General features: G+C 59.8%; 1 protein-coding gene. It reads left to right on the plus strand.

The annotated features are described in order from the left end of the window. Positions 1–245: hypothetical protein (locus tag HWY30_RS41290; RefSeq protein ID WP_208524386.1), on the plus strand; the 245-nt coding region annotated here is incomplete at its 5' end. Positions 246–567 lie beyond the last annotated feature (322 nt).

Consider the following 567-nt stretch of genomic DNA (forward strand, 5'->3'; position numbering starts at 1 on the left):
ACGAAACGAAGCTCGCTGGAGCAATCCAGTCGTCAGGAAACGCCGGATACGTGATCCGTACGTCCGGTGTTGTGGGAGGACGGCGGGGGCAACCCCGCCTCCTACCCGATTGTGGCACTGGCGCACTGCGCGGAGATGCGCGGAGATTGACAAAGCTTGCCGAGTCGACGAAGATCGCCGACATGAACTGCCTCGACATCCGTATTGCGCTGATTATTAGCATCATTCATCGAATGGTGGGTTAGCGCGCGTCGACTTGCAGTCACACATAACCCGCCAAACGAGGCGGGTTTTTTTATGTCCGCTTTCAGGTTCATTCTCTGCCTGCCTCCTGGCGAACATGCCGCGATTGCTATCGTTCGATGTCGATCGCCGTTGATGCGTTGTTGCATCGAATGTTGCCACCCAGGAGCTTGCCGTGCTGTTAAACGAACTTGAACAGGCCGCCGCAGCGGCCGGGCGCGTCGCGCCGTCTCACGACTACCTGAAAAAGACCCTGACCGCGCGCGTCTACGACGTGGCGCGCGAGACCGAACTCGAACGCGCGCCGAACCTGTCGGCGCGGCT

Source organism: Paraburkholderia tuberum STM678, assembly GCF_902833905.1.
GTDB lineage: Bacteria > Pseudomonadota > Gammaproteobacteria > Burkholderiales > Burkholderiaceae > Paraburkholderia > Paraburkholderia tuberum.